Origin of the sequence: Demequina sp. NBRC 110052 (assembly GCF_002090075.1) — a bacterium.
Classification (GTDB): domain Bacteria; phylum Actinomycetota; class Actinomycetes; order Actinomycetales; family Demequinaceae; genus Demequina.
In genome coordinates this window covers 147584-167533 of the sequence record NZ_BBRI01000003.1, presented here as the reverse complement: position 1 = coordinate 167533, position 19950 = coordinate 147584, and the positions used below count along the sequence as shown (strand labels likewise).

15 protein-coding genes and 1 other RNA gene are annotated in these 19950 nt (G+C 68.6%); 13 read left to right on the top strand and 3 right to left on the bottom strand.

Annotated features, from left to right (window positions below; genetic code table 11):
- The first annotated feature begins 206 nt into the window (after positions 1-206).
- The 7 genes from adhE (at position 207) to B7K21_RS08200 (ending at position 10016) form a co-directional block, all read left to right on the top strand.
- The gene (gene adhE / locus B7K21_RS08230) at positions 207-2930 is read left to right on the top strand and encodes a bifunctional acetaldehyde-CoA/alcohol dehydrogenase (protein WP_084074968.1); all 2724 of its coding nucleotides are present in this window, start codon (positions 207-209) and stop codon (positions 2928-2930) included.
- Between the two features lie 209 nt (positions 2931-3139).
- Positions 3140-4252, top strand: coding sequence for a peptide chain release factor 2 (gene prfB / locus B7K21_RS08225; protein ID WP_084074967.1), 1113 nt, complete (start codon positions 3140-3142; stop codon positions 4250-4252).
- Positions 4253-4541: 289 nt separating this feature from the next.
- Positions 4542-5234, top strand: a complete 693-nt coding sequence (gene ftsE / locus B7K21_RS08220) for a cell division ATP-binding protein FtsE (protein ID WP_084075456.1) — start codon at positions 4542-4544, stop codon at positions 5232-5234.
- The gene (gene ftsX, locus B7K21_RS08215; RefSeq protein WP_084074966.1) at positions 5231-6142 is read left to right on the top strand and encodes a permease-like cell division protein FtsX; all 912 of its coding nucleotides are present in this window, start codon (positions 5231-5233) and stop codon (positions 6140-6142) included. The genes ftsE and ftsX overlap by 4 nt, the downstream gene beginning before the upstream one ends.
- Positions 6139-7452 carry a M23 family metallopeptidase gene (locus tag B7K21_RS08210; RefSeq protein WP_084074965.1) on the top strand — a complete coding sequence of 438 codons (1314 nt, stop codon included), beginning with the start codon at positions 6139-6141 and terminating at the stop codon, positions 7450-7452. The genes ftsX and B7K21_RS08210 overlap by 4 nt, the downstream gene beginning before the upstream one ends.
- A gap of 168 nt (positions 7453-7620) precedes the next feature.
- Positions 7621-8088, top strand: a complete 468-nt coding sequence (gene smpB, locus B7K21_RS08205) for an SsrA-binding protein SmpB (protein ID WP_084074964.1) — start codon at positions 7621-7623, stop codon at positions 8086-8088.
- A gap of 68 nt (positions 8089-8156) precedes the next feature.
- Positions 8157-10016, top strand: coding sequence for a DUF2207 domain-containing protein (locus B7K21_RS08200; RefSeq protein WP_159448455.1), 1860 nt, complete (start codon positions 8157-8159; stop codon positions 10014-10016).
- A gap of 156 nt (positions 10017-10172) precedes the next feature.
- Here the strand turns inward: B7K21_RS08200 and B7K21_RS08195 are convergent, their stop codons facing one another.
- A complete protein-coding gene (locus B7K21_RS08195; protein ID WP_084074962.1) occupies positions 10173-12842 on the bottom strand; it encodes an MMPL family transporter in 2670 nt (889 codons plus the stop codon).
- Positions 12843-12976: 134 nt separating this feature from the next.
- Between B7K21_RS08195 and B7K21_RS08190 the strand changes: the two genes are divergently transcribed.
- The 6 genes from B7K21_RS08190 to B7K21_RS08165 all read left to right on the top strand — a co-directional run bounded on the left by B7K21_RS08190 (position 12977) and on the right by B7K21_RS08165 (position 17738).
- Positions 12977-13564, top strand: a complete 588-nt coding sequence (locus B7K21_RS08190; RefSeq protein ID WP_084074961.1) for a TetR/AcrR family transcriptional regulator — start codon at positions 12977-12979, stop codon at positions 13562-13564.
- Positions 13565-13639: 75 nt separating this feature from the next.
- Positions 13640-14407 carry a nucleoside phosphorylase gene (locus tag B7K21_RS08185; RefSeq protein WP_084074960.1) on the top strand — a complete coding sequence of 256 codons (768 nt, stop codon included), beginning with the start codon at positions 13640-13642 and terminating at the stop codon, positions 14405-14407.
- A gap of 115 nt (positions 14408-14522) precedes the next feature.
- Positions 14523-14888, top strand: a transfer-messenger RNA (tmRNA) gene (gene ssrA / locus B7K21_RS08180).
- 175 nt (positions 14889-15063) lie between these two features.
- Positions 15064-16056 carry a methionine ABC transporter ATP-binding protein gene (locus tag B7K21_RS08175; protein ID WP_084074959.1) on the top strand — a complete coding sequence of 331 codons (993 nt, stop codon included), beginning with the start codon at positions 15064-15066 and terminating at the stop codon, positions 16054-16056.
- On the top strand, positions 16053-16796 hold the full coding sequence (locus B7K21_RS08170) for a methionine ABC transporter permease (protein WP_084074958.1): 744 nt from the start codon (positions 16053-16055) through the stop codon (positions 16794-16796). Before B7K21_RS08175 ends, B7K21_RS08170 begins: the two co-directional genes overlap by 4 nt.
- 105 nt (positions 16797-16901) lie before the next feature.
- On the top strand, positions 16902-17738 hold the full coding sequence (locus B7K21_RS08165; protein WP_084074957.1) for a MetQ/NlpA family ABC transporter substrate-binding protein: 837 nt from the start codon (positions 16902-16904) through the stop codon (positions 17736-17738).
- 84 nt (positions 17739-17822) lie between these two features.
- On the opposite strand, the gene B7K21_RS08160 is transcribed toward B7K21_RS08165, so the two are convergent.
- Entirely contained in the window at positions 17823-18887 is a 1065-nt protein-coding gene (locus B7K21_RS08160; RefSeq protein WP_234989253.1) for an acyl-CoA desaturase, read from the bottom strand.
- 170 nt (positions 18888-19057) lie between these two features.
- Positions 19058-19933 (bottom strand): VOC family protein, encoded by an 876-nt coding sequence (locus B7K21_RS08155; RefSeq protein ID WP_144016138.1) that lies wholly within the window; start codon positions 19931-19933, stop codon positions 19058-19060.
- Positions 19934-19950: the final 17 nt, after the last annotated feature.

Here is a 19950-nt window from a genome sequence, read left to right as displayed (position 1 = left end):
CCAGTCGGATGCGCGCCCTTTTCCATGCCCGACGCGGGTGCGGGGCGGTCGGCATCCCTCCTGGTGATGATGCCCCTAGGGGTATGAAGTCCCTGGTAATAGGCCCATGGTCCCCGGGACCTAGGCCACGCGAGAACCGCGTGAACCCGACCTACATTCGAGAGTGTCGGGACCCGAACCGGGAACCGTAGGAGGAGAGAGTAGAGATGACCACCACAGCCCCCGAGAGCAAGGCAGACGCCCAGGTGGACGTCGCCGCCGCCATCGACCAGCTCGTCGCGAACGCGCAGCGCGCGCTCGACGCCTACAGCACCTTCACTCAGGACGACGTGAACCTGCTCGTCAAGAAGGCTTCCGTCGCGGCGCTCAACCAGCACGGCGAGCTCGCCGTCCTCGCGGTCGAGGAGACCGGTCGAGGCGTGTTCGAGGACAAGGCCGTCAAGAACATCTTCGCTTGCGAGCACGTGACCCACTCGATGGGCCCCATGAAGACCGTGGGCATCATCAACGAGGACCCGATCAAGGGCATCATCGAGATCGCGGAGCCCGTCGGCGTCGTCGCCGGCGTGACCCCCGTCACGAACCCCACCTCGACTGCGATCTTCAAGTCGCTCATCGCACTGAAGACCCGCAACCCCATCATCTTCGCGTTCCACCCGAGCGCTCAGAAGTCGTCCGTCGCGGCTGCCAAGATCGTGCGCGACGCCGCGATCGCCGCGGGCGCCCCCGAGCACTGCATCCAGTGGGTCGAGACCCCGTCGCTCGAGGCGACCGGCGCGCTCATGAATCACGACGGCGTGGCCCTGATCCTCGCCACCGGCGGCAACGCCATGGTGAAGGCGGCCTACAGCTGCGGCAAGCCGGCCCTCGGCGTCGGCGCCGGCAACGTGCCGTCCTACGTGCACAAGTCCGCCAACCTGGACCGCGCCATCAACGACCTCGTGATCTCGAAGGCGTTCGACAACGGCATGGTGTGCGCCTCCGAGCAGGCCGTCATCCTCGACGCCGAGGTCTACGACCGTGGACTCGAGCTGTTCGAGCGCCTGCACGCCTACAAGGCCACCCCCGCCGAGAAGGCCAAGCTGGAGGAGTTCATCTTCGGCGTCCAGGCCAATGGCGAGAACTGCGCCGGAGCCAAGCTCAACCCGAACGTCGTGGGCAAGTCGCCGCAGTGGATCGCCGAGCAGGCGGGCTTCGAGGTCCCCGAGGAGACCTCGATCATCCTCGCCGAGGTCTCCACCGTCGGCGAGAGCGAGCCGCTCACCCGCGAGAAGCTGGCCCCCGTGCTGGCCGTGCTCAAGGCTGAGACCACCGAGCAGGGCCTCGACTACGCCCAGCGCATGGTCGAGTTCCACGGCCTGGGCCACTCGGCCGCGATCCACGCGACCGACGAGGAGCTCATCAAGGAGTTCGGCAAGCGCTGCAAGGCGATCCGCATCATCGTCAACTCCCCGTCCTCGCACGGCGGCATCGGCGACATCTACAACGCCTTCCTGCCCTCGCTCACCCTGGGCTGCGGCTCCTACGGCCACAACTCGGTGTCGAACAACGTCACCGCGGTGAACCTGATCAACGTCAAGCGCATCGGCCGGAGGAACAACAACATGCAGTGGTTCAAGGTGCCGGCGAAGACCTACTTCGAGCCGAACGCCATCCAGTACCTGATGGACATGAACGGCGTGAACCGCGTCACCATCGTCACCGACGCGACCATGACGCAGATCGGCATCGTCGACAAGGTCCTGGACATGCTCCAGCGCCGCGACAACCCGGTCTCCGTGCAGATCATCGACAACGTCGAGCCCGAGCCGAGCGTCGCGACCGTCCGCAAGGGCACCGAGACCATGCGCGCCTTCCAGCCCGACACGATCATCGCCGTCGGCGGTGGCTCGCCCATGGACGCCGCGAAGGTCATGTGGCTGCTCTACGAGCACCCGGACATCGACTTCGCCGACCTGAAGGAGAAGTTCTTCGACGTCCGCAAGCGTGCCTTCCAGTTCCCCAAGCTGGGCGAGCTGGCCAAGCTGGTCTGCATCCCGACCACGTCGGGCACCGGCTCCGAGGTGACGCCGTTCGCGGTGATCTCCGACCCGGAGAACGGTCGCAAGTACCCGCTCGCCGACTACGCGCTGACCCCGACCGTCGCGATCGTGGACCCGGTCCTGACCGCGAACCTCCCGGCCCGCGTGGCCGCTGACTCCGGCCTGGACGCCCTCACGCACGCCACCGAGGCGTACGTGTCGGTCTACGCGAACGACTACACCGACGGCCTCGCGCTGCAGGCCATCAAGATGGTCTTCGAGAACATCGGCGAGTCGGTCAACACCGGCGGCTCGGCGGTCAAGGCCCGCGAGAAGATGCACAACGCCGCGACGATCGCTGGCATGGCCTTCGCCAACGCCTTCCTGGGACTGGTGCACGCCATGAGCCACGTGACCGGCTCGACGTTCCACATCGCGCACGGCCGCACCAACTCGATCTACCTGCCCCACGTGATCCGCTACAACGGCAAGGTCCCGACCAAGCCCACCTCGTGGCCCAAGGCCGAGTCCTACGTGGCGCCCGAGCGCTACCAGGAGATCGCGAAGCACCTCGGCCTGCCGGCCTCGACCCCCGAGGAGGGCGTCGAGTCCTACGCGAAGGCCGTCGAGGAGCTGCGCGCATCGATCGGCGTCGAGGGTTCCTTCAAGGAGGTCGGCGTCGACGAGGCCGAGTTCATGTCCTCGCTCGACACGCTCGCGATGAACGCTTACGCCGACCAGTGCGCGCCGGCCAACCCGCGTCTGCCGATCCTCGAGGACATGAAGATCATGATGGAGGCCGCGTACTACGGCACCACCTGGGACGAGGTGAAGGCCAACCGCAAGCAGGAGGCCGCGCCCGCCAAGGCCGCCGCCAAGGCTCCCGCGAAGAAGTCCGCCAAGAAGTAGCGGCGGCCGCCTCGCACGGCAGCTGAGCCTCGCCGGCTCTGGACACGCCGGCGACACCGACGAAGCCCTGGTCCTGACCTCCGAAGGACCGGGGCTTCGTCGCGCCCGCCCGACGCGGCCGCGACGTGAGGACCGCCCTCGCCGCAGCGTCGGGCGGGCGCGACGTATGCGTGGATGGCCTCGTGGGCCCGCGACTAGACTGGAGCACCGTGGCTACCGACTTCCCGACCGAGATCGCCGCGCTGCGCGGCACCTTCGAGCAGATCGAGGCGGTGCTCGAGCCGACCAAGCTCAAGGAGCGCATCGCCGACCTGGAGCGTCAGGCCTCTGCGCCGGACCTGTGGGACGACCAGGACAACGCGCAGGCCGTCACCAGCGCCCTGAGCTCCGCGAACGCCGAGCTCGCGCGCATCACCGGGTTCGGACGTCGCATCGACGACCTCGAGGTGCTCGTCGAGATGGCAGAGGAGATGGACGACGAGGACACGCTCGCCGAAGCGGACGCCGAGCTCGAGAAGCTCCGCAAGGACCTCTCCGCGATGGAGGTGCGCACCCTCATGTCGGGGGAGTGGGACGAGCGCAACGCCGTCGTCACGATCCGCTCGGGCGCGGGCGGCGACGACGCGACCGACTTCGCCGAGATGCTGCTGCGCATGTACCTGCGGTGGGCCGAGCGCCACGGCTACGGCACGAAGGTGCTGGACACGTCGTACGCGGAGGGTGCGGGCATCAAGTCGGCGACGTTCGAGGTCAACGCGCCGTACGCGTTCGGCACGCTGTCCGTCGAGGCAGGAACGCATCGCCTCGCGCGCATCAGCCCGTTCGGCTCCGCCGACAAGCGTCAGACGTCGTTCGCGGCAGTCGAGGTGATCCCCCAGATCGAGTCGACCGACCACATCGAGGTCGCCGAGGCGGACATCAAGGTGGACGTGTTCCGCTCCTCCGGTCCTGGCGGCCAGTCGGTCAACACGACTGACTCGGCCGTGCGCCTGACGCACCTGCCCACCGGCATCGTCGTCTCGATGCAGGACGAGAAGAGTCAGATCCAGAACCGGGCCGCCGCGATGCGCGTCCTCCAGTCGCGACTGCTGCTCCTCAAGAAGGAGGAGGAGGCCGCGCAGAAGAAGGAGCTCGCGGGCGACATCAAGGCGTCCTGGGGCGACCAGATGCGCTCGTACTTCCTGTACGGCCAGCAGCTCGTCAAGGATCTGCGCACGGGCTACGAGGTGGGCAACCCGCAGGTCGTGTTCGACGGCGACCTGGACGGCTTCATCGACGCGGGAATTCGCTGGCGCCGCGCGCAGCAGACTCAGCAGGACTGACGCGCGCCGCTGCGGTACAGGAACGTCCACTGCGAAGCGGTGCATGACCGAGAACGGCATTGAGCGTCCACATGGCGACGCGGGCTGCGCGCCAGGAGTGGACGCCCAGTGACGTTCTCATGCCGTTCATGCGTCCCAGTGGACATCGGTGTACCGCGGATCGCCCGCGCGCAGTGTGACACTTCGGACACCGCGCACCTTCGGCGGCGCGCCCTGACAGGTTCGCGCCCGGCGCCTGCTTACCATGCACGCAGGAGGCATGGGTCCGTCCCCCCGTGCCCGGATGGCTGTGATTCGTCTAGAGAACGTGACCAAGGTCTACTCGCGTGGAGCTCGACCGGCGCTTGACGCTGTGGATGTCGAGGTCGAGCGCGGGGACTTCGTGTTCCTCGTGGGCTCCTCCGGCTCCGGCAAGTCGACCTTCCTCAAGCTGATCCTGCGTGAGGAGCGTCCCACGGGCGGCGACGTCTACGTGGCGGGTCGCCACCTGAACCGGCTCTCCGCGTGGCGCGTGCCGCACCTGCGGCGCGAGATCGGCGCGGTGTTCCAGGACTTCCGGCTGCTGCCGAACAAGACCGTGTATCAGAACGTGGCCTTCGCGCTGCAGGTGATCGGCAAGGGACGCCGTGAGATCGACGCGACCGTGCCGGAGATGCTCGAGCTCGTCGGGTTGGCGGGCAAGGAGCGCCGCTTCCCGCATGAGCTCTCCGGCGGTGAGCAGCAGCGAGTCGCGATCGCGCGTGCGTTCGTCAACCGCCCGCCGATCCTGCTGTGCGACGAGCCGACGGGAAACCTCGACCCCGGCACCTCGGTGGGCATCATGCGTCTGCTGGACCGCATCAACCGCACAGGCACGACTGTGCTCATGGCCACGCACGACGACGAGATCGTGGACCAGATGCGCAAGCGCGTCATCGAGCTCAAGGGCGGCCACCTGGTGCGCGATCAGGATCGCGGCGTGTACGGGCTGGAGCGCGCATGAGGCTGCGGTTCATCTTCGGCGAGGTGATCAACGGTCTTCGCCGGAACTCGACGATGGCGCTGTCAGTGGTGCTGGTCACATTCGTGTCGCTCACGTTCGTGGGCGCGGCCTCGCTGATCCAGGCGCAGATCGGGCAGCTCAAGGACGACTGGTACGGGCGCGTCGAGGTGTCGATCTTCCTGTGCCCCACGAACTCGCTGCAGGAGCAGTGCGCGCAGGGCGAGGCCACGCCGGCGCAGGAGGCCGCGATCCTCGACGTGCTCGAGAACGGCGCGGTCGCTGACCTCGTGGAGACCGTCGAGTACGAGTCCAAGGAGGAGGCGTACGAGAACCTCGTGGACCGCGGCGACTCGTCCGTCACCGACTTCCTCACCGCAGACGACATGCAGGCGAGCTTCCGCGTCAAGCTCACCGACCCCGAGCAGTTCCAGGTGGTCGCGGACGCGACCGCGGGCCTCGTGGGAGTCGAGTACGTGAAGGACCAGCGCGAGATCTTCGACGACCTGTTCGCGGTGCTCAATGCAGCGACGCTCGTGGCCGCCGGGCTCGCCGCCGTGATGCTGCTGACTGCCGTGCTGCTGATCACCACGACCGTGCGCCTCAGTGCGCTCAGCCGCAAGCGCGAGACGACGATCATGCGCATGGTCGGCTCGTCTCGCACGCTGATCCAGCTGCCGTTCATGCTCGAGGGCGCCGTCGCGGCTACCGCCGGTGCCGTGCTCGCGATTACAGGTCTGTGGCTTTCCGTCCGATATCTCGTTCAGGACTGGCTGGGCTCGTCCGTGGGCTGGGTCGACTACGTCACGGGCGACGATGTGCTCACGATCGCCCCGTGGCTGCTGCTCATCGCCGTGGGGCTCGCGGCCTTCGCGTCCCTGCTGACACTTGGGAGGTACACGCGCGCATGACGATCTCGCGCCGCATCACCACGCTCATCGCACTCATCCTCGCCACCGCCGTCGCGGGCGGCCTGCTCGTGGGTGCGGCGTCAGCGCAGGGCACGCGCACGCCGACGGCGTCGTCGTACGACGACGAAATCGCCGACGCCAAGAAGGAGCAGCAGTCGAACGAGCAGAAGCTCGATGACTTGGAGAGCGCGCTCGAGAACACCGATGCGGCGATCGTGGAGGCGAACCGTCAGCTCAAGGAGCTTGAGGGCAGGCTGCCGGTCGTGCAGGCCGAGCTCGAGCTCGCGCAGGAGCGCTACGACTCCGCGGTGCTGGAGCAGAAGATCGTCGCGGACAAGCTCGCGGCCGCGCAGGCGCAGGACGAGGCCCTGACCGCGCAGATCGCCAAGGACGAGGAGCGGATCGAGCTCATCCGTCAGGCGATCGCGGTCCTCGCGCGTGAGAGCTACGTGGGAACCGACATCTCGAGCCTGGGCGTCGTGTTCGGCGCGCAGTCCGCGCAGGAGTTCGTGGATGACTTCGCGGCGCGCAGCTCCGCAGAGCGCGTGCAGGCCAACGCGCTCGCGGAGATGGAGCAGATCGCCGCGGTGAACGTGAACCGCGCCGCTCGCCAGGAGGCGGTGCGCGAGGTGATCGAGGAGCTCAAGCGACAGGCCGACGCGCTGGTCGTCGAGACCGAGACCGCGCGGGTCGCGGCCGAGGAGAAGAAGGCCGAGGTCGAGAAGCTGCTCGACGAGGCCCAGGACCTGCGCGACTACCTCGAGTCCAAGCGCCAGGAGTACCTCGCGAAGCAGGCTGAGCTCGAGGCGCAGCAGGAGGCGGTGCGCAACGAGCTGCGTGACCTCCTCGCCAAGAAGGCGGCCGAGGAGGCAGAGCAGAGCACGTCCACGCCGGTCGGCAAGGGCATCATGAACTTCCCGACGAAGGTTCCCTACGTCACGTCGAGCTACGGCTGGCGCCTGCACCCGGTGTACGGCTACTACCGCCTGCACGCGGGCACCGACTTCCGCGCGTACTGCGGCACGCCGATCTACGCCGCCGCGGACGGCGAGGTGCTGTGGGCGAAGACCGTAGGCGGGTTCGGCCAGCAGGTGATGCTCAACCACGGGCGCTACAACGGCGACTCGGTCGCTTCCAGCTACAACCACCTGAGCCGGTTCGCCGTCAGCACCGGCCAGTACGTGCTGAAGGGCGACCTGGTGGGCTACTCGGGCACCACGGGCACGTCCACCGCATGCCACCTGCACTTCGAGGTGTACGTCAATGGCTCGACCGTGGACCCGATGAGCATCCTGGGCCCGGTTCCCTGATCCGTCGACGCGAGTCCCAGCCGCCGCGTCGGGCATATGCCCGACGCTGAGGCGGGGGAGGGCGACACGTCCCACCTGGGTGCGGGGCAGGTGGCGTAGACTCGTTCCTCGCGTCTCCACGGCTGGAGGCGCATACGCCCGCACGGGCCGGATCCGAGGAGGTGAGTCATGGCGGACGGCGTGAAGGTGATCGCGACCAACAGGGCCGCGCGTCACGACTACTTCATCGACGACGTCTTCGAGGCAGGGCTGGTGCTCATGGGCACCGAGGTGAAGTCGCTGCGCATGGGGCGCGCGACGATCGGCGAGGGCTACGTCTACGTGGATCGCGGCGAGGTGTGGGCGGAGAACCTGCACATCCCCGAGTACGTGCAGGGGACCTGGACCAACCACTCGGTGCGACGCAAGCGCAAGCTGCTGCTGCACGCGCACGAGATCGAGGACCTCGCCCGCAAGACGAGCGAGAAGGGCTTCACGATCGTCCCGTTGCGCCTGTACTTCAAGGACGGCCGCGTGAAGCTCGAGATCGGGCTCGCGCGAGGCAAGAAGCTGCACGACAAGCGCCAGACGCTGCGTGAGAAGCAGGACCGTCGCGAGGCCGAGCGTGCGATGAGCCTGCGCCGCCAGCGCGACTGACGTGCCGCGTCGGGCCGGCGGGACCAGAGGTCCTGGCCGTACTGCCTGATAGAGGCATGATGGGTGGCATGACGCGTCTGCTTCGACTGACCGCCCTTCCGTTCGCTCTCGCCATGGCCGCTGCTGGATTCGCAGCCACGTCCGCGGCCGCGGACACCGACCACCCGGACTTCCGCCACGTGGACCGGTGGGATGCGACCTACGAGCTCACCGACGACGGGAGCGTGTACGCGCACGTCGAGATCGACTTCGACTTCGCAGGCGAGCCCGGACACGGCATCTACCTGAACCTGCCGACCACGCAGCCGGTGGACGACGAGCTGGAGCGCGTGTGGGACATCACGGGACCGTGGGTGTACAGCCCCACCGGCGCGCCCGATCTGGTCGACACCCAGGAGGCCGATGGATGGCTGTCGATCCGCATCGGCGACCCTGGCATCGGGGATGTCTCTGGCGTGCAGACCTACGTGATCGAGTACGCCGTCGCGCACGTCATGAACGCCACCACCGCTGACGAGACCGATGCGGGCGTCGCGGGTGACGAGTTCTACTGGAACGTCATCGGCTCTGCATGGGACACCCCGATCAGCGACATCCACGTGGTCGTGACCGCGGAGCCGGACGTGCTCGACGCCGCGTGCTTCGCTGGCTACGAGGGCTCGAGCGAGCCGTGCGCGTCGCTCGGCGTCGACGGCTCGACCGCGGAGTTCACGATCGATGCGCTCGACCCGCACGAGCCCGCCACGGTGGCGGTGCTCTACCCCGAGGGGACGTTCGACACGACGGCGAAGGTGCGTGTGGCCGACGACTTCCAGCGCGCGTTCGCGCTCACGCCGTGGACGGTCGGCGGCGCGATCCTCCTGCTGGGCGGCGGCATCGCGCTGCTCGTGCGGCAGCTGCGCCGCACCGCGTTCGACGTCGAGTACGCCGACGAGGTGCCGGGTCTCGCGCCGGCGCCGGGGGCATCGGGCGCGACGAGGCGCCGCCGCAAGCGCGCGGTGACCGTGCAGTTCGAGCCGCCCGAGGGGCTGCGGCCCGGGCAGCTCGGCACGCTCATCGACGAGAAGGCCGACGTGCGCGACGTCACCGCCACGATGGTGGATCAGGCGGTACGTGGATTCCTGCGCATCGACCCCGTCGGCGACGCGGAGAAGCCGGACGACTACCGGCTGGTGCGCCTGCGCGATGCGGACGACACCATGCCGGCGTACGGGCGCACGTTGTTCGACGCGCTCTTCGACGGGCGCGACGAGGTGCTGCTCAGCGAACTGAAGACGACGTTCGCTGCGGATCTCGCCAAGGTGCAGGCCGAGATGTACCGCGACGTGACCGATCGCGGCTGGTTCCGTCGCAACCCCAACACCGCGCGGCTCACGTGGGCAGGAGCCAGCGTCGCCGGGCTCGTCGCGGGAGTGCTCGCGACGGTGTTCCTCGCCGTCTCCACGAGCGCGGCGCTGCTGGGCGTGGCGCTCGTCGTCGTCGCCATCGTGGCGCTGTGCATGAGCCCTGTCGCTCCCGCGCGCACCGCCGAGGGCACGCGCATCCTGCACCAGACCGAGGGATTCCGGCTCTACCTGACCACGGCTGACGCGAACCAGCTGCGGTTCGAGGAGGGCCAGGACATCTTCAGTCGCTACCTGCCGTTCGCGATCGCGTTCGGGGTGGCGGACAAGTGGTCCAAGGTGTTCGAGCAGCTCGCGCGCGAGGGCCACGACGTGCCAGCGCCCTCGTGGTACGGAGGGATGTACGCGCCTGCGCTGTTCTGGACCTCGGCGCACTCGTTCGGGTCGCAGATGCAGGACTTCACGCACACGGTGGACACGGCGATCTCCGCGCCGACGCCTGGATCGAGCGGCGGCTCAGGCTTCTCGTCAGGCGGCGGTTTCAGCGGCGGCGGCAGCTTCGGCGGCGGTGGCGGAGGCTGGTGAGTCGCGACTGGCTCCTGTGAGGCACTGAGTGCTCTGGCGCGGCCGCAGAGAGCACTGGTTGCCTCACAGGGCACAGGCGCGAATGGTCATGTGCTGCGGATGCGCGAGGGGCCGCGAACCTCACGGTTCGCGGCCCCTCGCGCTGGCCGGGTCGGGTCAGGACTTGGCGTCATCCTCGGGCGTGCCCGACGCCGGGGCGGGGTCAGCAGGCGCGGTGACCGGGGCGTCGGACGAGTCCTCATCGTCGTAGTGGTGCGTCACCGGGTGCGAGCGCTCGAGCGCGGCGCCCTCGACGTCCACATCCGGGACGATGCGGTCGAGCCACTTCGGCAGCCACCAGGCCTTGTCGCCTGCGAGGTGCATGAGCGACGGCATGATGAGCATGCGCACCACGAACGCGTCGAAGAGCACTCCGATCGCGAGGCCGAAGCCCATGGGGCGGATCAGTGCGATGTGGGAGAACATGAACCCGCCGAAGACGGACGCCATGATGATCGCGGCAGCCGTGACGACCGCGCGCCCGTGGTTGAGTCCCGCCACGACGGCTTCCCGTGCCGGCGTGCCGTGCACATAGGCCTCGCGCATGCCGGTGGTGAGGAACAGCTGGTAGTCCATCGCGAGGCCGAAGAGGATTCCGGTCAGCAGGATGGGCAGGAAGCTGAGGATCGGGCCCGGGTCGTGCACGCCGAACAGTGAGCCGAGCCAGCCCCACTGGTACACGGCGGTGAGCGCCCCGAACGCGGCGAAGAGCGACAGCACGAAGCCGAGCGTCGCGATCACGGGGACCAGCAGCGAGCGGAACACGATGATCAGGATGATGAGCGAGAGCCCCACGACGATGGCGAGGTAGAGCGGGAGCACCGAGTCGAGCTTCTCGGACACGTCGATGTTGCCCGATGCCTCGCCCGCGACGCCGATCTCGGTGCCGTCGTCGAGCGGCGACTGCGCGCGTAGGTCGTGCACGAGCTGCACGGTGGACTCGCTCGACGGTCCCTCCACGGGAATCACCTGGAATGCGAGGAAGTCGTTGTCCTCCGAGACGCCCGCGGGCGCGACCGCGGCGATGTCCTCGTTCTCCATGAGCGCGTCGATGAGCTCGACCTGCGTGGCAAGAAGATCGTCGTCGGTCACTGCCTCCGGGAGGTCGGCCGTCACCAGCAGCGTGCCGTTGACGCCTTCGCCGAACTTCTCGCCGACGGTCTTGTAGGCGATGTACTGCGTGGAGTCGGTGGGCTCCTGGCTGCCGTCGGGCAGGCCCAGGCGCATGGACAGCGCGGGGATCGCGATGACGAGCAGCGCGGCCACTGCGGCGACGAACGACACGACCGCGCGACCGGTGCTCATCGCCTTGGCGGGCTCCTCGTGGTGCTCCGCCGAGCCGATGCTGGCGCGGTCCTTCTTGGACAGCACGCGCGTGCCCATGAGGCCGAGCAGCGCGGGCGTGAGGGTGACGGCGGTGAGGACCGCGATGCCGACGCTGAACGCGGCGACCGTGCCCATGATGCCCAGGAAGGGGATGGCGGTGATGTTGAGCGCGAGCAGCGCGACGATGACGGTAGCGCCCGCGAAGACCACTGCATTGCCCGAGGTGCCGTTGGCGAGGCCCGCGGACTCGTGCACGTCCATGCCGGTGCGCACCTGCTTGCGGTGGCGGTTGACGATGAACAAGGAGTAGTCGATGCCGACGGCGAGCGCCAGCATGACGCCCAGCACGGGGGTGACAGACGACATCTCGACGACGTCGGAGAACGCGAGCGCCGTAGCGACGCCGACTCCGACGCCGATCACAGAGGTGAGGATCGGCTGCGCGGCCGGCAGGATCGCGCGCATCATGACGAGCAGCACGGCGAACGCGAGGAGAACTCCCACGACCTCGCCGATGCCCAGCACGCCCGAGACGTCCGTGGCGATGTCGGCGGAGAAGTTGACCGTGACGCCGTCGAGCGGCGCCGACGAGATGGCCTCGAGGACGGCGTCCTTGTCCTCCTGGACCACCTCGTACACGTTGGTTCCGAACTGGATGATGCCGAGTGCGGCGGAGCCGTCCTCGGACACCGTGCTGATGCCGGAGGCCGCCTCGGCAAGGCTCGTCGAGAACTCGAGCTGCTCGGTCTGTGCGGCGAGCTCGGCGGCGCCGTCATCGAGCTGTGCCTGCTGCTCATCGATGGTCGCCTGGTTGGCGTCGATCTGCTGCTGCTGGGAGTCGAGCTGTGCGAGCCCGGCGTCGATCTCGGCCTGCTGCTGCGCGAACTGGTCAGCGGCGAAGTCGTAGGTGCCGTTGGCCTGCGCCTCGGCGATCGCGGCGTCGAGCTGCTGCTGGCCCGCCTCGAGCTGGGCGCGTGCAGCGTCGAGCTGCTCCTGGCCGGCGTTCAGCTGCTCCTGCGCGGCGTCGAGCTGAGCCTGGCCGTCATCGAGCTGGGCCTGCGCGTCGGCGATCTGCTGTGGCGCGCCCTCGAGCTGGGCCATCTGCTCCTCGAGCTGGGCCTGCGTGGCGAACGGGTCGATCACCCCGGTGACCGAGGAGACCTCGGTGGCGGCCTCGAGCGCGGCGCTGACCTGCTCCTTCTGCGTGCCTGTGAAGGGTGAGCCGTCCTCGGTGGCGAACACGGCGCGCGACGAGCCTCCGACGAGGTCGGGGATCTCCTCCGCGAGCTGGTCGGTGACCCGCTCGGTCTCGAGCCCGGGGATCGAGAAACTGTCGGTGAGGGTGCCTCCGAAGCCGAGGAACGCGGCGCCCGCGATCAGGAGCGTCGCGAGCCACGCGCCGATGACGACGAACGGGTGCCGGGACGACGAATGTCCCAGGCGGTAAAGGAAATTGGCCACGTCAAAGCCTTTCTCAGACGAGGGGTGGGGAGATGGCGACGATGCCTGACCCCACTGTAACCCGGTTCCGCACGTTGCCCAACACCTGTCGGTTTTTGGTGGCAAGCGCACACCCGACCTGGCACCATGGGGCCATGGACGCCCGCGTCGTGAGGACCCGCCGTCGCCTGCAGCAGGCGTTGCTCGCGCTCGCGCGCGAGCGTCCGCCGAGCGAGATCTCGGTCAGCGACATCGCGGAGCGCGCCGAGGTCAACCGCAGCACGTTCTACCAGCACTATGCGGATCGCGACACGCTCCTCGCCGACGCCCTCGACGAGGCGGCAGCCGCCGCGGGCGCGCAGCTCATGCATGTGGACCTCGATCCGCACACGCCTCCGCAGCTGCTCATCGACTTCCTCGCGCACATCGCGGAGAACGCGGAGATCTACCGTCAGACGCTGTCCGGCGCCGCCAGTGGGGCGGTGATCGTGAGGCTGAGGGCGCGCGTCGCCGAGATGGTCCAGGTCAGCGCCGTGCCGGATCCTGACGGGCACATCCAGGGCGTGCCGCTGGACGTCGTCTCCGCGGGGCTCGCGGGCTCGGTGCTCGGCGTCATCACCGCGTGGCTCGCGCGCGATCCTCTTCCGCCGGCGGCGGAGGCCGCGGGCTGGGCGTGGAGCGTGCTGTTCAGCCCGGGGCGTGCGCTCGATCCGCGCAACGTCGCCGAAACACCGCAGTCGTAGCATCGCGATCACGCAGGCCCTCCGCTAGGGGCGGGCCCCGCCCCTCGGGTCCTGCGACGGAAGGTCCCCACGACCATGACCGACATCGTCGACAAGTCCGCAGTCGGACTCGATGCCCGCCAGTACCACATCGACGTCGCGCCGGGGGAGGTGGGGACGGTCGCGCTGCTGCCAGGCGACCCGTTCCGCGTGCCCTTCGTCGCGGAGTTTCTCACCGACGTGAAGGACGTCGCGCACAAGCGGGAGCATCGCACCATGACCGGCTACTACAAGGGTCGCCTCATCACCGCGACCTCGACGGGCATGGGCTGCCCGTCGACGGCCATCGCGGTCGAGGAGCTCGCGCGCGTGGGCGTCACGAGCTTCATCCGCGTCGGCTCCTCCGCCGCGCTCCAGCCTGGAATCGAGCCCGGCGACCTGCTCGTCTCAGAGGGCTCTCTGCGCAACGACGGCACCACCGCCGCGTACGCGCACCCTGGCTATCCGGCGGTGCCTGACCTCGCGATCGCGCAGTCGCTCAAGGCCACCGCGGCCGCGGTGATGGAGGGCAAGGAGCGCACCGTGTTCTCCGGAATCAACGCGACGGACGACGCCTTCTACGCCGAGGGGCCCGAGTGGATCGCCGAGCTCGCGAAGCTGGGCATCCTCAACGTCGAGATGGAGAGCTCTGCGATGTATATCGTCGCGCGGCTGCGCGGCCTCCGAGCGGGCATGGTGTGCGCGTGCTCGTCCAACCTCGTCACGGGTGACAGCGTGTACGGCGACAAGAACGCGCGTCTCAAGGAGGGCTGGATGGCGTCCATCGAGGCGGCCCTCGAGACGGCAGTAGCGCTTGAGCTGTAGGGCGCCGGCCCGACGCTGGGGTGAGGTGCGTACGTGGCCCGCCCCCGCGTCGGGCCTGTCCCCAGGCGCTTCCCAGGGCGCGACTGGCCACGTACAATGGTGGGACAACTCCACAGGGGATGATCGGTTTCGACGTGTGTTTACTTCCTAGGGGAAGCGGGCCGAGAATGCAGAGTTATCTCGTTAACGCCCTCTGCAAACCATAGGTGCCGATTCCAAGCGCACCGACTTCGCCCTCGCTGCCTAAGCGAGCTTCGAAGTCCGTCAGCCCAGGCTAGATCCCGACCTGGACCCTGGCGTCATCTAGGGAACTGGCTGCACCTCCTCGTCGTCGGGAGGTGCGGGACTCTTAGACGACTGGGCCTATCTCACTTGCTCGCCTGATGCGGGTGAGGGGCCGAGAAACATCTCTCAGGCTGCGCCCGGAGAAGACCTGGGTTTGAACATGCGGACGCGGGTTCGATTCCCGCCATCTCCACTCATCCCTGTTGTAGGCAGAAGGCCGCCGCACCCGGTCCGGGTGGGCGGCCTTCTGCGCGCCACGCGCCGTTGCGGCAGCCACGATTTGGACAACGTGTCTCGACTGTCGGTACTCTTGGGCGGTTCCCTTGCGCTCAACGGTGTGCGCCTCCGCGCCGTACATCCTTGAGGAAGCAATGATCACGCTCGAGCAGGTCTCCAAGACCTTCGCCGCCCGTTCCGGGCCTGTGCGCGCGCTCGACCAGGTCAGCCTCGAGGTGCAGCAGGGCGAGATCTACGGTGTGATCGGTCGCTCCGGCGCCGGCAAGTCCACCCTCATCCGCACTGTCAACATGCTCGAGCGTCCCGACTCGGGCACGGTCACCGTGGACGGCGTGGACCTGACTGGCCTGGGCGCCGCCGAGCTGCGTCGCGCGCGCCAGGGCATCGGCATGATCTTCCAGCAGTTCAACCTGCTCGAGTCGCGCACCGTGCGCGGCAACGTCGAGCTCGCCCTCGAGATCGCAGGCGTGGATCGCGCCGCGCGGCGCGCCCGCAGCGGGGAGATTCTCGAGCTCGTCGGGCTCACAGACCGCGCCCATGCGCGCGTGTTTGAGCTCTCTGGCGGCCAGAAGCAGCGCGTCGGCATCGCCCGTGCGCTCGCGGCGGACCCCAAGGTGCTGCTCTCCGATGAGGCGACCAGCGCGCTCGACCCCGAGACCACGGCCTCGATCCTGGGCCTGCTGCGCGAGCTCAACCGCGAGCTCGGCCTCACGATCCTGCTCATCACCCATGAGATGGACGTGGTCAAGACCCTATGCGACTCGGCTGCGCTCATGCGCGACGGACGGATCGTGGAGCACGGCCGCCTCGACGACATCGTGCTGCGCACGGACTCGGTGATGTCGCGGGACCTCTTCCCGCTGGGCGAGCTGCCCGAGCCGCGCGGTACCGCGATCATCGAGATCACGTTCGTGGGCCTCGCCTCCGAGGAGCCGGTCATCTCGCGCCTCGCCCGCACGCACGAGCTCGACGTGAGCCTGCTGGGCGCCGCGATCGAGACCATTCACGGCCGCCAGACCGGCCGCACGCGCCTCGAGCTCTCCGGCAGCGCGGCACAGATCGACGCCGCCGTCGCGGACCTGCAGGGTCAGGGCCTCACCGTGAACCGGGTGAGGGAGGCCGCATGATCGACAGCAGCGATCCGGACTTCTGGCCCGACCTGTTCGCGACCGTGTGGAAGGCCACAGGGGAGACCCTCTACCAGGTGGGGTGGACCCTCCTGCTGACCGCAATCCTCGGCGTGATCGTCGGCACGCTCCTCGTCGTGACGGACAAGGGCGGCATGCTCGAGCGGCCCCTGGGCTCGCGCGCACTGGGCCGGACCATCAACGTGGTGCTTCAGCTCATCGTCAATCTGGGCCGCTCGATCCCGTTCATCATCCTGATGATCGCGCTGATCCCGTTCACGCGGCTGATCCTCGGCACGGCGTTCGGTGTGACCGCCGCGATCGTGCCGCTCACGGTGGCCGCCGTGCCATTCTTCGCGCGCATCGTCGAGATGTCGCTGAGAGAGGTCGCGCCGGGTCTGCTCGAGGCCGGCAGCTCGCTGGGTGCGACGCGCTGGCAGCTCGTCTCCAAGGTGCTGCTGCCTGAGGCGCTTCCCGGGCTCATCCTCGGCTTCACCACGACCGCAGTGTCCGTGGTCAACTTCTCCGCGATCGTCGGCACCATCGGCGGAGGCGGACTCGGCGACGTGGCCATGCGCTACGGCTACCAGCGCTACTCCACCGAGTACATCGTCGTCGTCATCATCGTGCTCGTCGCCATCGTCGCCTGTATCCAGGCCCTCGGCGGCTGGATGTCGAACCGAATGCGTCGGGGTGGCACCCCTTCCGCGCGCTCTGCCGCCGAGGTGCCGCCCGCCTAGGGTGCTGGGCCCCGCCCTGCACCCTCCCCCGCAGAACCCTCGGGCCTGCGCACGTCCTCGGACGCGCGTCGGCCCTCTTCACCGACACGAAAGCGATACCTCATCATGCGCAAGAACTTCCTGCCCCTCACCGCCCTCGCCGCGACCGCGGCCCTCACGCTCGCGGCCTGCTCCGGCTCGGCCGATGCGGACTCGACCGCCACGGGCGAGTCCGGCGCCGAGCTCCAGACGCTGCTGGTCGGCGCCACCGCGGTGCCGGCGGGCGAGCTCGTCCAGTACGTCATCGACTCGGGCCAGGCCGAGGCCGCCGGTCTCGACATCCAGGTCACCGAGTTCTCGGACTACAACACGCCCAACCCGGCGCTGTCCGAGGGTGCGGTGGACGTCAACCTGTTCCAGCACGGCCCGTTCCTGGACCTCTACAACGAGAACGCGGGCGATGACCTCGTGAACGTCGGCGAGGTCTACCTCCCGCCGCTCGCGCTCTACTCGAAGACCGTCGAGTCGCTTGAGGACCTGCCGGAGGGCGCGACCATCGCGCTCCCGAACGACGCGTCCAACGAGTCGCGTGCGCTGCTGCTGCTGGCCGCCGCTGGCCTCATCGAGGTGACGGACGCCCCCTCGACCGTCAACGACATCACCGCGAACCCGAACGGCTTCGAGTTCCTCGAGGTCGACGCGGCGAGCCTTCCGGCCGCGCTCGACGACCAGGATGCTGCGATCGTGAACTTCTCGTTCGCCTCCGCCGCGGGCCTGTCGAGCGACCTGCAGCTCCTGTCCGAGGGCGAGGAGTCGATCTACTTCAACATCCTCGCGACCCGCGCCGAGCTGGCAGACGACGCCCGCGTCGCCGCGTTCTACGACGCGCTGACCTCGGAGGAGACGCAGGCGTGGATCCTTGAGACCTACAACGGCCTCGTGGTCCCCGCGTCGGTCGCGTAGCCGACGCCGCACAGCGCAAGGCCCCCGTCCTCCTGGTGAGGGCGGGGGCCTTGCGTATGCCCGACGCGCGGCCCGGCGGTCCTGTCAGCGGCCCATGGCGACGCGCTCGGGGCAGTCGAACGGGTCGCGCGCCGCGAGGCCGACGCGGTTGAGGTAGGCGATGACGATGCCGTACGACTCGACGAGCCTGGTCTCGGTGTAGGGCATGTCGATCGAGGCGCAGTGCTCGCGCACGATCTCGCGGGCGCGTGCGAGGTGCGGGCGCGCCATGTTGGGGAACAGGTGGTGCTCGATCTGGTAGTTGAGGCCGCCCATGAAGATGTTCATGAACCAGCCGCCGCGGATGTTGCGGCTGGTGAGCACCTGCTTGGAGAGGAAGTCGAGGCGCGCATCGGCGGGCACGAGGGCCATGCCCTTGTGATTGGGGGCGAACGACGCGCCCATGTAGACGCCGAAGACCGCCATCTGGACGCCGACGAAGGCAAAGGCGAGTCCGAGCGGCAGGAACAGGAACACGGGCACCAGGTACAGGCCGAAGTGCAGGGCGATCGACGGCAGCTCAGTCCACTTCTGGCGGCGGCTGCCGTGCATGATCAGCGAGGCGACGGAACGGTAGTGGAGGTTGAGTCCCTCGAGCGTGAGCAGTGGGAAGAACAGCCAGCCCTGCCGCTGCGTGATCCAGCGGATCGGCCCGCGCGCGGCGGCGGCGTCCTCCTCGACGAACGAGATGGTGTCCTTCTCGATGTCGGGATCGGCGCCGCGCTTGTTGGGGTTCGCGTGATGACGCGAATGCTTGTTCATCCACCACTGGTGGCTGATGCCCACCACGACCGTGCTGAGGAAGCGTCCAAGCCTGTCGTTCGCGGGACCGGTCGAGAGGACCGCGCGATGCGAGGCCTCGTGGCCGACGAAGGCGACCTGGGTGAGCACGATGCCGAGCGCAGCAGCCATCAGCAGCTGGAACCACGAGTCCCCCAGCAGGATGAAGCCGGTGATGACTCCGCCCAGGGCCAGCGCGAGGGCGGCGCCGTAGAGGGCGTAGAACACCGGCGCGCGGCGCAGGAGCCCGGTGTCGCGGACCGTGGCGGCGAGTTCGGTGAACGAGCGGGTGACGTGGTTGACGGGCGGCAGAGGGTGCGTGGAGGTCACGTGCGGCTCCAGAGGTCGGGTCGGGGGAACGTCGACTTCTCAGCCGAATGCCTCGCGCGGGGCTTTCGCCGCGCTCGGTTCCCCTCACCCTACGTCACCGTAGGTTCGATGTCACCGACCTCGTGGAGATTGCACGGAGGGTCAGTTGCCTGTGGTGCACGCGCGCCTTGTCACGCGTCGACGGTGACACGGATGCGCGAGCCCCAGGGGTCGGCGAAGGTGGCGGCGAGGCCGTCGTCGACCACCGCGACGCCCCGGGAGGCGAGACGGTCGTGCAAGGCGCCCAGCGCGTCGGGCGTGGGCAGGACGATGTCCATGCGGCCCAGGCCGAGCGAGGCGGCGCGCGGGCCGGCTCCTCGCGAGTTCCACGTGTTGAGCCCCACGTGGTGGTGATAGCCGCCCGCGCTCACGAACAGTGCGGAACCCATGTCCATCACCTCGTCGAAGCCGACGGCGTTCACGTAGAAGTCCTTCGCTGTGGGGATGTCGCCGACCTGCAGATGCACGTGCCCGACGCGGGCGACACCGGTCGGCGCGCTCGCCTCGGTCTCGGACAGGTGGGTGGTGAGGTACTGGTTCGCGTCCAGGAAGAGGGAGTCCATCAGCGGACGACCTGTCGCGTCCCGCTGCCAGGACTCACGCGGGCGATCGAAGTAGAGCTCGACCCCGTTGCCTTCGGGGTCGTCGAAGTAGAAGGCTTCCGAGACCAGGTGGTCGGCGGAGCCGGTGTAGCGGCCGAGTCCGGACTGCGCGACGCGGGCGACCGCGGCCGCGAGCGCCTCGCGAGTGTCGAACAGCACGGCGGTGTGGAACAGTCCCGCGCCCGAGCGTGCGAAACGGGGCAGTCCGGGCGTGTGCCGGAGGCTGACTGTCGCGACGCCGTGGCGGCCGAGCAGGTGGGCGCCGTCGATCTCGGCGAGGTGGTCGAGCGCGAGGACGTCGCGGTAGTACGCGAGCATCGCGTCGAAGTGCTCGACGTGCAACTCGACTGGTCCCATGCGCGTCCCTGCTGCGAGCGCGTCTTCGTGGGGGCGCGAGAGGGGCATGTTCGCCTTCTTACTTG

What these genes read in the sequence shown, in the direction of transcription:
- adhE (WP_084074968.1), top strand. Translation starts at nt 207, where the DNA reads ATGACCACCACAGCCCCCGAGAGCAAGGCAGACGCCCAGGTGGACGTC.
- ftsX (WP_084074966.1), top strand. Translation starts at nt 5,231, where the DNA reads ATGAGGCTGCGGTTCATCTTCGGCGAGGTGATCAACGGTCTTCGCCGG.
- B7K21_RS08210 (WP_084074965.1), top strand. Translation starts at nt 6,139, where the DNA reads ATGACGATCTCGCGCCGCATCACCACGCTCATCGCACTCATCCTCGCC.
- smpB (WP_084074964.1), top strand. Translation starts at nt 7,621, where the DNA reads ATGGCGGACGGCGTGAAGGTGATCGCGACCAACAGGGCCGCGCGTCAC.
- B7K21_RS08200 (WP_159448455.1), top strand. Translation starts at nt 8,157, where the DNA reads ATGACGCGTCTGCTTCGACTGACCGCCCTTCCGTTCGCTCTCGCCATG.
- B7K21_RS08190 (WP_084074961.1), top strand. Translation starts at nt 12,977, where the DNA reads ATGGACGCCCGCGTCGTGAGGACCCGCCGTCGCCTGCAGCAGGCGTTG.
- B7K21_RS08185 (WP_084074960.1), top strand. Translation starts at nt 13,640, where the DNA reads ATGACCGACATCGTCGACAAGTCCGCAGTCGGACTCGATGCCCGCCAG.
- B7K21_RS08175 (WP_084074959.1), top strand. Translation starts at nt 15,064, where the DNA reads ATGATCACGCTCGAGCAGGTCTCCAAGACCTTCGCCGCCCGTTCCGGG.
- B7K21_RS08170 (WP_084074958.1), top strand. Translation starts at nt 16,053, where the DNA reads ATGATCGACAGCAGCGATCCGGACTTCTGGCCCGACCTGTTCGCGACC.
- B7K21_RS08165 (WP_084074957.1), top strand. Translation starts at nt 16,902, where the DNA reads ATGCGCAAGAACTTCCTGCCCCTCACCGCCCTCGCCGCGACCGCGGCC.
- B7K21_RS08155 (WP_144016138.1), bottom strand. Translation starts at nt 19,933, where the DNA reads ATGCCCCTCTCGCGCCCCCACGAAGACGCGCTCGCAGCAGGGACGCGC.